Genomic DNA, 14,164 nt, shown 5'->3' with positions numbered 1-14,164 from the left:
TACTTGTCCCTTCAAATGATAATGAGCCATACGAAATCACAAAATAAAATGAACAGTAAAAATTTATCCATCCTTTTAAGCTCTGCCCTGCTGGCATTACTTTTTATCTTTTCAATTAATGATGGTGTTGCCCAGCGCAAAATGGAAACCCTCGACCGTGGTTTGGTAGCTGTTAAAACCGACAACGGTGTTTTTGTCAGCTGGCGAATTCCGGGTTCCGAATGGTACGGAACCACCTACAACCTCTACCGCGATGGTGAGAAGCTGAATGAGCTCCCGCTCGAAGTGTCCAACTATACCGATACGCAGGGAACACTTGCCTCCAGTTACACCGTAAGGGCCATCGCAAACGGGACAGAGCAGTCACCCTCCCCCGCTGTTACCCCGCTTCAGAAACAATACAAGGAAATTATCCTCAAAACACGAAATACCTCAATTTACGAAATTAACGATGCCACCACAGCCGATCTTGATGGCGACGGCGCATATGAAATCATCGTAAAACGCATAGCCAAAGGTTGGAATGAAGACAATACCAACTACTCTTATTTTGAAGCTTACAAGCAGGACGGAACCTTCCTTTGGGAAATCAACGTCGGCCCCAACATACTCCCCGATGTAGAAATCAACATTGCTGCTTTCGACTTTGATGAAGACGGAAAGGCCGAAGTGTTTATGCGCAGCTCGGAAGGAACCATTTTTGGCGACGGCACCCAGATTGGCGATACCGACAACGACGGACGAACCAACTACCGCTATTCGGTTGGCACCACCGCCAACATGCAATACATGAATGCCGGCCCCGAGTTTCTCTCGCTCATCGATGGTGAGACAGGAAGCGAACTCGACCGGGTCAATTTTATTCCCCGCATCAGCTCAGGCTGGTGGTGGCCTGAGAATCCAAACAAAGCCTATGGCCACCGCGCCAGTAAATATTTCTTTGGTGCCCCCTATCTCGATGGGCAAAAACCCAGCCTTTTCATTGGTCGTGGAATATATACCAGAACGGTGATGCGCACTTACGATGTGGTGAACAAAAAACTTCAGCTGCGTTGGGAGTGGAAAGCAACCGACACCAGCGATCCATACTACGGACAGGGAAACCACAACTACACCATTGCCGATGTCGATGGTGACGGCCGCGATGAAATTGTATGGGGCTCCATGACCGTCGACGACGACGGGAAAGGCCTTTATTCAACCCGAATGGGCCATGGCGATGCATTGCATGTAGGCGACCTCGATCCTTTCCGAAAAGGAACTGAAATATGGAAATGCCTCGAAAATTCACCCATGTATGGCACCATATTGTACGATGGTGCCACCGGTGAGATTCTTATTCACGATGTACTCGGTCGCGACTGCGGGCGTTGTATGGCTGCCAATATCAGCGATGATTACAAAGGGGCAGAGCTATGGGGAAGTAATTACTCTTTTTCTGCTTCCTCCCTTGAAAGAATTGATGCAGGCGGATCGGTTAATTACAGAATTTTCTGGGATGGCGATTTACTCGATGAATTGCTCGATCATACCAATTTTTCAACAGCAAGTGGTTATGGCACCGGTTCTATCTCAAAATTTGGTAAAGGCAATATTTTCGTTGCCAAAGGGGCCATTTCAAACAACTATACCAAGGGAACCCCTTCGCTGCAGGCCGATCTTTTTGGCGACTGGCGCGAAGAAGTGGTATGGCGCAACGAGGCCAATACGGCCATCCGCATTTATACCACCACCGATCCGACCAGCTACCGCAATTATACACTGATGCACGATCATCAGTACCGTCAGGCTGTATGCTGGCAAATGTGCGGCTACAACCAGCCGCCACATGTTAGCTACTTCCTGGGCGAAGCCGAAGGGATCACCAGCCCGCCACCACCGGCAATAAGCAATAAACGACTGGTATATTCGGGCCAGGGAAACTGGGATAAAAGTGCTGCCAATTGGAAATCCGACGGTAAGGACACCCTCTTTACCGATGGGCAACATGTACTTTTCGACATCTCAGCCGGTAGCGATCTTACTGTTAACATCAGCGCCGATGTAGCCCCCAAAGTTGTAAGTGTTAATTCAGAAGGCGCTTATACCCTCGAAGCTTCCGAAGGAAAACTTTCGGGCGAAATGCTGCTGGTAAAACAGGGTGTTGGAACACTTACCATCAATGGCCACCATAACTTCACCGGAACAACTGAAGTATGGGCTGGAAATATCATTATCAATGGAACACTTGAAAACAGTCCCATCGTGCTGAAACACTTTGCTGAGCTCAATGCGGCAGGTCAACTCGGGAACGGGGTAAGCATGCGCTATGGATCCATCCTTGAGACCGGCCCGGCCGACTCAAGTGCCACATTAACCATCGGCAACAGCCTGAGCATGGAAGAAGGTTCCAGTCTGGTTTTCGACCTGTATTCACCCACTTCATCAATGAACGACAGCTTAATCATCGATGGTGCTTTCACTTTCGACAACAAGGTAGTCTTCAATATTAAGCCACATTTTAATGAAGGAGAAGAAAAACTGGAAGCCGGCGACTACCTGCTGGCCGAGATCAACGGCGAAGTAAATGGCGATATTGAAACCATTGTGGTAGAAGGCATTTCGGGCACTCCTTCAAAATTAAAACTGAACGATGGCAAGCTATATCTCGAAATAAAAGCCGTTCGTGCCGCAAGCACCATCGAGTGGAAGGGCGACAAAACCGGCAGCGAATGGGATTTATCGCTCACCGAAAACTTTGTTAACAACGGTACGCCCGATATTTTTGTCGATCAGGATGCAGTCGTTTTCAACGACAATGCGCTTAGCAAATCAGTGAATATCAACAGTGAGGTTACGCCATCATCGATATTGGTCAATGCAAGCGAGAATTATACTTTCACCGGAAACGGAACCATTGCAGGCAATGCCACGCTTACGAAAACAGGTAGCGGAGTACTCTACATTGCCAACAACAACGATTTTACCGGCAAGGTGTTGTTACAAGAAGGTACGCTCTTGCTTCAAAAACTGCCCAACGCTCAGGAAACAGGAGCAATTGGGCCTATGAGCAATAATCCCGATTTATTTGAAATCGACGGGGCAACGCTGGCTGTTACAGGTGAAAATAAAACCGATCGTGCTTTAAAGATCGGGACCCATGGAGCCACCCTCCGAAATACACAAAACCTTCAGTGGAATGAAAGGATCACCGGCGGTGTGCTGACTAAAACCGGAGCAGGGAATCTTGTTCTGGCCGGCAATAATACCCATTCGCTTACCATTTTGAAAGAAGGAAGTATTAGCCTGTTAAACGACAATACCAACCCGGGCAAAACCATTTCGCTCGAAGGAGGAACGCTTCGCTGCAACGACAACAGCGGTTCGTACAGCACCCTAAGCTGGAACATTGATGTTCCCGAAGGAAAAACAGCCGACATCTGGATGGACAGCAGGGGCTACTATACCGGAAAACTTACAGGAGCCGGCACCCTCAACATGCATATTCCTTTTGTTCGCACCGATCTGAATGGAGATATGAGCCAATTTGAAGGTACTTTGAATTGCAGTGCCACCGGAAGCAGTGCCGATTTAAGAATAAACAACAGCAATGGTTTACCAAATGCACTGCTGATTGTCAACTCCAATTTATACACCTACAACGACAAAGGCACCACTTTGATACTGGGAGCCCTGGCAGGCAACGGATCACTTACCGGCAGCGAGAACTACCGGATTGGTTCGAAAGACATCGATTCTGAATTCAATGGAACCATCAACGCCGGGAGCCTTACCAAAGTGGGTAGTGGCACCTTCACCCTTACCAACAACAATACCTACACTGGCGGAACAATCATCAACCATGGCGTTCTGAAAGTGGAGAACACATCGGGCAGTGCTACCGGCAACGGAAACGTTTCGGTCAAAAGCGGAGCAAAGCTTAGCGGTGAAGGCATCATTGGAGGCAATGTTTCGGTCGATTTTCTGGGAACGCTGGCTCCTGGTTCGGCAAGCACCGGACGATTTATGACCATCAACAAAATATTGAAATTCAACAATGGCTCAAAGCTTGAAGTAAAAGCCAACCCGCTGTTTAATTACATCGATTATGTGGTAGCAGGCTCCGTTCAGTTGGGTGGAAAACTGGAAATTATCAATTCCACTACCCGCGAATTTGCCGAAGGAAATGAATTCACCCTTTTTAAAAGTGAAAACATTTCGGGAAGTTTCGACGTCATTTCTCCAGAAACACCCGGCGAGGGACTGGTGTGGGACTTGTCGGAACTCGAAAGCAAAGGCCTGATTAAAGTAGCCAAAGCCACCTCGGCCCTGTCCATCAAACAATCGTCCGTCAAAATGTATCCTAACCCGGTGAGCGATGTGCTGATAATTGAAAACAAGGAGGCAAACAATGTTGAACTGATTATTAGCGACCTAAGTGGCAAAACGCTTACAAGCAGGCAACTTTCAGGCAATAAGCCACACTATATCGATGTCTCGGCATTCCATGCCGGCATCTATTTCGTGGAAATCAAAACAGACAATACGATTTACAAGCATAAAATTATTAAGCAATAATTCTTTAACAGAACTCAGGAGAAGAAAGTGATGAAGAAATTATTTTTTGTACTTACAGCACTCATATTATCCGGCATCTTCGGACCACAGCTTCTTGCACAAAAGCAGGTTGAACGGCTCGACAGAGGAGCCATTGCAGCAAAAAAAGGCGATGGTTATCTGGTGTCGTGGCGTTTACTGAGTGACGAAGATTTTAATACCGGTTTCAATATTTACCGTAACACAAGCAAAATTAACGACAATCCGATAACAGGCACCACCTCCTATTTTGATGCCAATGCCCCTCAAAACAGCCGTTATTTTGTAAAAGCCCTTATCAACGGAGTTGAACAGGAGAATCAAGAAATGGCGCGAATCATCAACGACAACGAAGGTGAAAATGCCGGTTATTTTGACATTCCCCTGAACAGGCCGGGTAAAGGGCAGCACGGAGGAACTTACTATCCCAACGATGCCAGTACCGGTGATTTGAATGGCGATGGAGAATACGACATTGTGCTCAAATGGGATCCCGACAATGCAAAAGACAACTCTCAGGGTGGCACCACCGACAATGTATTGCTCGATGGCTACACCCTCGATGGTGAACACCTGTGGCGCATCGACCTAGGCCCCAACATCAGGGCCGGCGCACATTACACACAGTTTCTGGTCTTCGATTTCGATGGCAACGGAAAGGCCGAAATCATGTGCAAAACAGCCCCTGGAACCAAAGATGCCAGTGGCAATTACCTTAGCAGGGGACCAGCTGCCAACACCGATCATAGCAAAGAATACCGCAATCCGTGGGGATACATTCTTTCGGGGCCCGAGTTCCTTACCGTATTCGATGGAGAAACAGGCGAAGAACTGGCCACTACCTCCTACTGGCCTGTGCGAGGGAACGTTTCATCGTGGGGCGATGACTACGGAAACCGTCTCGACCGATACAACGCAGCAGTCGCCTATGTCGATGGTGAAAAACCTTCGGCCGTATTTCAGCGGGGTTATTACACCCGTCTGACCATGGCCGCATGGAACTGGCGCAACGGTGAACTAAGCCGTGCCTGGACCTTCGACTCCAACGCTTCGGGTAATGGCTCGTATTACGGACAGGGTAATCATGGCATCCATGTAATCGATGCCAACGGCGATGGACGGCAGGACCTGGTTACCGGTGCAGCAGTCATTTCCGGAACCGGCGAAGGACTGAATTCATCAGGCTTGGGGCACGGCGATGCCGCCCATGTTACCTACATGAAGAAAAACGATCCCAGGCCCATGGTTTTCATGTGTCACGAAAATTCTCCTTATGGAATTTCGGTTCGCTATGCCGATAGCGGAGAAAGAATATGGCGTTACAACGGCGGCGATGATACCGGGCGTGGCTGTGCCGCCGAACTCGACCCCGAAGTTCCCGGTTTTCATTACTGGGGTTCAGGTGGTCTGGGCTTGTACAATTTAGACGGCAATTATGCCGGTGCAATTCCCAATGCAATCAACTTTGTAATTTGGTGGGATGGCGATTTGAGCCGCGAGCTGATGAACAGCAATCGCATCGATAAGTGGAGCATTAAATTCAACCGCAGCACACGCCTCTTAACAGGAAATGGAACCAGTTCGAACAATGGATCAAAGGCAACACCCACCCTGCAGGCCGACCTGTTTGGCGACTGGCGGGAAGAGCTCATTCTTCGCAACGACAACAGTCAATCGCTCAGAGTATTTACCACCACCATGGAAACCGAACACCGCTTGTACACCCTGATGCACGACCCCGTTTACCGTGCGGCCATCTCCTGGCAAAATTCATCGTACAACCAACCACCCCATCCCGGCTATTACCTTGCTTCGGACATGGATTTCCCGCTAAGCAAACCAGCAGTTAAAATGCTGTCGGGTTATTACCGCGGAACAGGTGAAATGATCAAAAACCTGATGGTTAACGACCTTTTAAATGCATCCGACTGGCAGGTAAAATTTGATCTCAACACCGAAACCTCGGTTTACGCCAATAAAACCATCAAGGCATCCGATTTTCCTACAAGATGGCAGGGCAGCGAATGGATTACCTCTTCGACCAAGTCGAACGCCTGGAACAAAGGAGATACGCTGGCCAGATTTGAACTTACCGAGAACGGCTTTATTGCTGTTTTCTTTTCAGCAAGCACAACACCTCCCGCATGGCTGGCTGGCTTTGAACGCAAAGATGAAACCATCACCGTATCGGGCATCACCACCCCTGCACACGAAATGGCTTTGTATGAAAAAGAAGTTTTTGCTGGCGATACGGTGATTTTAGGTCCCAACACGGTCGAGGCTTCATCGGATTACCCAATGTATTTTGTTGCAGTACGTGATATACTGAGCTCAAAAGAAGCAACTTCAGTCCTAAACCATCAGTCGATGAAGGTGTACCCAAACCCTGCCAGTACCAATGTAAGCATCGAATACCGGCTTAAAAGCAGGCAGGAAGTATCGGCACAACTTTATGATTTTACCGGTAAAAGGGTTCAGCTCTTTGAAAAGACATCGCAAGCAGCCGGATTAAATTCCATAAACATCGACACTTCAAATCACCCTTCGGGTATCTACCTGTTGGTTCTGACGATCGATGGAGAATCGTTCGGTGAAAAGTTAATCATCCGAAACAATGAAAATTATTAACAAAATATTGACAAGCAGACCAGGACAAATAAGTTTTGTCCTGGTGCTGCTTTTTTTTTCATTGTACACTTCGTCGCAAAACAGAAGCAGCAACAACTATCAACCCAACATTGACTTCCTTCGTTCAAATCCTGTCGAGAAAATTTACCTTCATACCGACAGGGAAATTTATGCCCAAAACGACACCATCTGGTTCAAAGCCTACCTACTTAATGCTCACACTTTAACTCCCGACCCTGCGCCATTGCGAAATTTGTATGTCGAATTATACGATCAAAACAGCAATTTAGCTGCACGCAATATGCTGGCTGTAGTCGAAGGAAGTTCTTACGGCGACTTCATTCTTCATCAGTACAGGCTAAAACCCGGAAAATACAATTTACGTGCTTACACCGCTTATCAAAGCAATTTCCCTGCTGCCTTTCTTTTTCAAAAAAGCATACTCATCACCCCGGTTTTAGAGCAGGCAAGCGACTATCAAAGCCATTTCGACAGCATCATTAATCGCACTGAAACCAATGAAATCGTTAGTAAAATAGCGCACATCGATTTACAGTTCCTGCCCGAAGGTGGAAAAATGACCAGCGGTATCAGCAATAATATTGCTTTCAAAGCACTCGATGCCCAGGGAAATGGAATTGACATCGAGGGTTCAATTTACGACAGCACAGGCAATAAGCTTACCGGTTTTGCCAGCAGTCACCGGGGAATGGGAAAAGTGACCTTCAAACCTGAAAAGGGCAAAAGCTATTATGCTGAAATTGATGGTTACGAACAGCGTTACCCGCTTCCCGCGGCCACCGACTTGCTGCTCATGACCATAAGCAACAGCGACAGCATGCTCAACATCCGACTGAAATCCAACACCATGGAAGTTGAGCCGGCAAAATACTACCTTTTGATCAGCTCAAGGGGCATGCTTCATTATTCAACTTCGATTTGGGTCAACCGCCCATACCTTAGTCACAAGGTGGCACACAGCAAGCTGCCCATGGGCATCAACCAGATTACCCTGCTCGACAGCATGCGGCTTCCACTGCGCGACCGACTGGTTTTTATTGTCAAGAATGACAAAGTACACTTGGACTTAAAGTGCGACAAGGAAACCCTCCTTCCTTTTGAGCAAGCCAACATCGAAATAAAAGCAAGCTACAGCGACGGGAGTCCGGTAAAGAATGCAAACCTTTCACTTTCAGTAACCGACGGACAGCTTTCACCTTCACTTTCCGGGTATCCACTAAACATTTTCACTTCGCTTATGCTTGAATCCGATTTGAAGGGGCACATCGAAGCACCGGGCTATTACTTCGATGAAAGCAACAAAGCGGCTGCCGACCATCTCGACCTGCTGATGCTTACCCAGGGCTGGAGCGATTACACCTGGAATGAACTAGTTGCTTCAACAACCGAGATTGCAGTCAAAAAGCAATATGGTATCACCATGACAGGCAGCGCAACACAGGATCTGTTCAGAAAAACACTTAAAAATACGCTGCTTACCCTGTCGATGAAGCAAAAAGAGCAACTCTTTCACGATAGTATCACCACTGATGACAAGGGTGAATTTGTTCTTACAGGACTGGTTTTGCCCGATTCGACCGAAATTGCCTTTGCTGTTCCCGAAAAAAGAAACAGAAAGCAAAGCGTAAAGGTGAATACTTTCATGCCACCAGTGCCACTTATTTCGTTCAACGATTTTGATCTTCCCCGCCCCGAAAAAATTGAAAAATACCAACAGCAAGCTTCAAAACGTTACAGCGATGACAAGGAAAATCATCCATGGAAATATGAAATTCTGCTTGAGGATATTCTTGTTAAAAAAATAGTCGACGACATCGACATCAACGACAGTCATTTGCGTCCTTACCCCAAGGCCGACATGGCCGTCATCACCGACGAAAACGACCTTTCCTATCCTGGCCCGCTGTACTTTTTAAGCCGAAGTATTTCCAGAGTTTTTTACGATGGACAGACAGTCTATATCAAAGGTTTAAGCAATCCGCGGGAGCAGTCAAGTCCCATGTTTTTGCTCGATGGGATGGAAGTAGATCAGCTCACTATTGAGAACCTGCCCATGGATGTAGTAGAAAGAATTGAGGTGGTATATGAACCAAGCAGCCTGATTATGTGGCCCCACAACAGCCTGGCTCAAAAAGGTGGCGTTATCGCAGTATACACAAAACGACTTTCCAATTACGATGACTACAGTTCAGGGGAGCTGTTACACAAAGTACGCGGCTATTATGAAAGCCGAAAGTTTTATTCACCAAAATACGAAAACAAGCAGCAGCTTAATCAAAACGACCGACGTACCACCTTGTTGTGGGCACCGGTAATTAATACCGACGAAAACGGAATTGCCAGGGTTTCATTTTATAATGCAAACAGGCCAGCCACAGTGAAAATTTCGCTCGAAGGAATCTCGCCCGATGGGAAGGCGGCTTTCATTCATAAATTGTATAATGGTAAAAATTGAAACAAATTGATTGAAAAAATGAAACAAGTAATAAACAGCCAAACATTGCACGGGGAAAACTGTAAACAGCATATCCTACAGCACCAGAATAAACCAGTTTGTCGGGTGTATGCTGTACAATATTACCCCTTGCAATGTCGATTTATACTAATATTTGCATATCAATGTAAGTGGCAAAATACTAAACAAGAATAACTCATGTTCAGAAAATTTTTACTTCTATCCTTCCTGATTTCGGTCTTTGTGTTTTTCAGCAAAGCACAGGAAACTAACATCGTTTACTTATCAGGTACCGGTTTGGGGTCTACTGTTGAATGGGATTTTTACTGTTCCGACGGAGCCAACAGCAAAACGTGGTCAAAAATCGGGGTCCCATCGCAGTGGGAACTACAGGGTTTTGGCGAATACACTTACGGACGCTGGTACAAACAGCGAGGTAAAAGTCCCAGCGACGAAACCGGTCACTACAAAACGACTTTTGATGTTCCCGAAGACTGGAAGAACAAAGTGGTAAATATTGTTTTTGAAGGGGTTATGACCGACACCAGGGTGCTGATTAACGGCATTCAGGCGGGCGACATCCATCAGGGCGGTTTTTATCGCTTTAAGTATGATATTACAGATAAACTGAAAGTGGGTGAAGAAAATCTGCTCGAAGTACATGTTTCGAAACACTCAGCCGACCGCCTTGTCAATGCTGCCGAACGCATGGCCGACTGGTGGCTCTTTGGCGGGATTTACCGGCCGGTGTTTTTAGAAGTTTTGCCCGAAAGTCATATCGCGCAAATCAAGGTCGATCCGAAAGCCGATGGTTCGTTTACAGGACACCTTGAGCTCGAAAACATCAGCAACAATGCTTCGCTTCGCTCCTACATCACCGACGACAAGGGAAAAAAATTCCCTGTATTTGAAACACACATCGAGAAAAATGCAAATACAGCACTTATTTCGGCTAAATGGGAAGGTGTAAAACCCTGGACTCCCGAAACGCCCAACCTTTACACACTCACGGTTGAACTCATCAGCAAAAGCAGAAAAATTCATGTCATTAACGAACGCATTGGCTTCCGAACCGTTGAGGTACGACCACAGGACGGAATTTATGTTAACGGCACCAAAGTAGTATTGAAGGGGGTTAACCGTCATACCTTCTGGCCCGAAGGCGGACGTTGCACCAACAAAGAAATATCGGTGATGGATGTAAAGCTCATCAAAGAGATGAACATGAATGCCGTACGCGCACACTACCCGCCCGACAAGCACTTTCTGGATGCCTGCGACTCATTGGGACTATTCTTTGTTGATGAACTGGCCGGCTGGCAAAATGCCTATGGCACTGAAATAGGAACAAAACTGGTCAGGGAAATGATCGACCGCGACGTAAACCACCCAAGCGTTATTCTCTGGAGCAATGGAAACGAAGGTGGATGGAACTACGACATCGACCCTTTGTTTGAAGCACTCGATCCGCAAAAGCGGGACGTAATTCATGGCTGGGCCGACTTCGACGACATCGATACCCACCATTACCCGCAATACCAGACCGGTGTACACCGCTTTAACAATGGCGAAAAAATATTTATGCCCACTGAATTTCTGCATGGGCTTTACGACGAAGGACATGGTGCCGGTCTCGACGATTTCTGGGCCAAATGGACCAGTTCTCCGCTCTTTGCCGGTGGCTTCCTCTGGGCTTATAACGACGATGCAGTCATACGTACCGATCTGAACGATTCGATCGATTCTGACGGGCAACATGCTCCCGACGGAATTGTGGGTCCTTTCCGGGAAAAAGAAGGCAGCTTCTTCACCATCAAGGAAGTATGGGCACCCATTCAGTTTGAGCCACTTATGATTACTCCGTCGTTCAAGGGCGAATTCTTAATCAGCAACACCTACCTGTATACCAACCTCAACCAGTGTAAAATGAGCTATCAGCTCACCACCATACCCGGACCATGGGAAGACACACAGGTTCGAACCATTGCCGAGGGCAGCATTGAATTGCCTTCGATTTTACCCGGCGAAACACGCAAGGTAAAAATGGCTTTGCCCGCTAACTTTTTCGATGGCGATGTATTATCAATAAGCGCCACCGATCCTTTTGGTAAAGAAATTTACACCTGGACCTGGCCCGTACGCACGGCAGCACAGTTCCTTGCACGAAAAGACGGAATGTACAGCAATACAAGTGGCAAAGCATCGCATTCCGAGGAAAATGGCTTACTCACACTCAGTGCTGCCGGAACCAGTTTTTCGTTTAGCACTTCAACAGGTATGATCGAAAAGGTGCTCACTCCGAAAGGCGAGCTCCCCTTCAATAATGGTCCTGTTGCCATTGGAATGAAAGCTGAATACGATCGTTTTGAAAGCCGTAATGAAGGCAATAATGCAGTATTCACTGCCTGGTACAAAGGTGGGATCGACTCCATCCGCTGGGAAATGTACCCCGACGGAAAAGTAAAAATGGACATGGTTAGCCTCAACAAAGCCACCAACGACGGCGGTTTCGACGGCGGTTATGTTGCCGATAAAATCGATGTGTGGGGCATCACCTTCAGCTTCCCCGAAGATCAGTCGACCGACATTACCTGGTTTGGTAAAGGCCCCTACCGCGTTTACAAAAACCGAATGAAAGGAACCACCTACAATCTCTGGCAGAAAGATTACAACAATACCATCACCGGTGAAGACTTTAAAAACCTTGTTTACCCCGAATTCAAAGGTTACCATGCCAATACTTACTGGGCCAGCATTGGCACAAAAAACAATGTGCCGATGACCTTTGCATCCGAAAACAACAACCTGTTCTTACGGCTTTTTACGCCGGTTGAACCAGCAGGAACCTTACGACGTTCGTTGCCCCATTTTCCGGCAGGTGATCTCTCCTTCTTATACGAGATCAATTCGATTCGTGCTTTTAAACCTACCAGCCAGATGGGACCCAACAGTGAACCATCGAGCATACGTATCAAAAAAGGAGACGAAGGAATATTGATGAATATTTGGTTCGATTTCACAAACAAGTAACAAACTTTTGAATTGAAAGGAATGAAGAAATTAAGAACTTACGCAATAACAGTTTTATTATTATTGCCTTTTATAGCCCAAACAGCCAACAACGACTGGACAAAAGATGTTGGTGCACAATCGTTTCCCGATAAAGGACTCACCTTAAGTGTCAACCAATTCGGAGCCAATCGTGGTGGTCTTATCTTATCGACCCAAGCCATCCAGCAGGCCATCGATTCGTGTTCAGTTGCAGGAGGAGGCACTGTGGTGTTTGAGCCGGGGATGTATCTTACCGGATCCCTGTTTGTAAAAAGCAATGTCAACCTGCACATTGGCGAAAACGTAGAACTGCGTGGTGTGATTGGACTTGAATATTATCCCGACATCGACACCCGTGTGGCGGGCATCGAAATGGTTTGGCCGGCTGCCATTGTCAACATCATCGACCAGCAAAATGCTGCGCTTACAGGCAAAGGAACCATACACGGACAGGGGCGCTACCACTGGGAACGTTACTGGCAACTTCGTGAAGAATACACGCCCAAAGGATTGCGCTGGGCATCTGACTATGACTGCAAAAGGGTACGTACCGTGCTGGTTTCCAATTCAAAAAATATTACCATCAGCGATTTGACCATGCTGCAGAGTGGTTTTTGGACTGTTCATGTGCTTTATTCCGATCAGGTAACAGTCGACGGACTAACCATTAACAACAACATTGGCGGACACGGCCCTTCGACCGATGGTGTCGACATCGATTCCTCGTCGAAAATTCTGATTCAAAACTGCGACATCGACTGCAACGATGATAACATCTGCCTTAAATCGGGGCGCGATGCCGACGGATTGCGCGTAAACCGTCCTACTGAGTATGTGGTTATTCGCAACTGTATTTCACGCCGGGGTGGCGGATTAATCACCTTTGGAAGTGAAACATCAGGAGGAATCAACCACGTTGAGGTGTACGACCTGCAGGCCAACAATACCAACTGCGCCATCCGGCTAAAATCGGCACTCACCCGTGGCGGTGGCCTGAGTCATATCAACATTTACAACATCGAAACCCACAACGTACGGGTACCGGTTGAGGTGACACTGAACTGGAATCCCTCGTACAGCTATGCAAAGCTGAACAAGGAGAGCGATACCATACCCCCTCACTGGAAAGTGATGCTCGAGGAAGTACCCGCCGACAAAGCCATTCCTGTTTTCAGGGATGTGCACATTAAAAATGTTGTTGCCAAAGGTTCAGAACTGGCCATGTACGTATCGGGCGTTAAGGATTCCTATATTGAAAACTTTGTATGGGAAGACATCCACATCGAAAGCGAACTCCCCGGCCATGTGAAATATACCAAAAACTGGACACTGAAAAATTTCAACATTACCAGTAAAAGCAACACTGCTGTGGAGTTTGAAAACAACATTGACATGAAAATCATCAAAAGCAAGTTGTAAAATTTACCTATACAG

The 14,164-nt window shown here is 47.0% G+C and carries 5 protein-coding genes; all 5 read left to right on the top strand.

The features are described 5' to 3' along the window. Window positions 1-48 precede the first annotated feature (48 nt). A complete protein-coding gene (locus FHS86_RS04350; protein ID WP_429411523.1) occupies window positions 49-4,557 on the top strand; it encodes a rhamnogalacturonan lyase family protein in 4,509 nt (1,502 codons plus the stop codon). A gap of 30 nt (window positions 4,558-4,587) precedes the next feature. Continuing rightward, complete coding sequence (locus FHS86_RS04345; protein WP_429411521.1) at window positions 4,588-7,203, top strand: rhamnogalacturonan lyase family protein; 2,616 nt, start codon at window positions 4,588-4,590, stop codon at window positions 7,201-7,203. Then, on the top strand, window positions 7,190-9,679 hold the full coding sequence (locus FHS86_RS04340; RefSeq protein WP_429411519.1) for a hypothetical protein: 2,490 nt from the start codon (window positions 7,190-7,192) through the stop codon (window positions 9,677-9,679). The genes FHS86_RS04345 and FHS86_RS04340 overlap by 14 nt, the downstream gene beginning before the upstream one ends. 198 nt (window positions 9,680-9,877) lie before the next feature. Next, on the top strand, window positions 9,878-12,709 hold the full coding sequence (locus FHS86_RS04335; RefSeq protein ID WP_429411517.1) for a glycoside hydrolase family 2 TIM barrel-domain containing protein: 2,832 nt from the start codon (window positions 9,878-9,880) through the stop codon (window positions 12,707-12,709). A gap of 21 nt (window positions 12,710-12,730) precedes the next feature. Beyond that, window positions 12,731-14,149, top strand: a complete 1,419-nt coding sequence (locus FHS86_RS04330) for a glycoside hydrolase family 28 protein (protein ID WP_429411515.1) — start codon at window positions 12,731-12,733, stop codon at window positions 14,147-14,149. Window positions 14,150-14,164: the final 15 nt, after the last annotated feature.

Origin of the sequence: Roseimarinus sediminis, assembly GCF_050433125.1 — a bacterium.
GTDB classification, from domain to species: domain Bacteria; phylum Bacteroidota; class Bacteroidia; order Bacteroidales; family Prolixibacteraceae; genus Roseimarinus; species Roseimarinus sediminis.
This window is presented reverse-complemented; position numbering and strand designations above follow the sequence as displayed.

What these genes read in the sequence shown, in the direction of transcription:
- FHS86_RS04350 (WP_429411523.1), top strand. Translation starts at nt 49, where the DNA reads ATGAACAGTAAAAATTTATCCATCCTTTTAAGCTCTGCCCTGCTGGCA.
- FHS86_RS04345 (WP_429411521.1), top strand. Translation starts at nt 4,588, where the DNA reads ATGAAGAAATTATTTTTTGTACTTACAGCACTCATATTATCCGGCATC.
- FHS86_RS04340 (WP_429411519.1), top strand. Translation starts at nt 7,190, where the DNA reads ATGAAAATTATTAACAAAATATTGACAAGCAGACCAGGACAAATAAGT.
- FHS86_RS04335 (WP_429411517.1), top strand. Translation starts at nt 9,878, where the DNA reads ATGTTCAGAAAATTTTTACTTCTATCCTTCCTGATTTCGGTCTTTGTG.
- FHS86_RS04330 (WP_429411515.1), top strand. Translation starts at nt 12,731, where the DNA reads ATGAAGAAATTAAGAACTTACGCAATAACAGTTTTATTATTATTGCCT.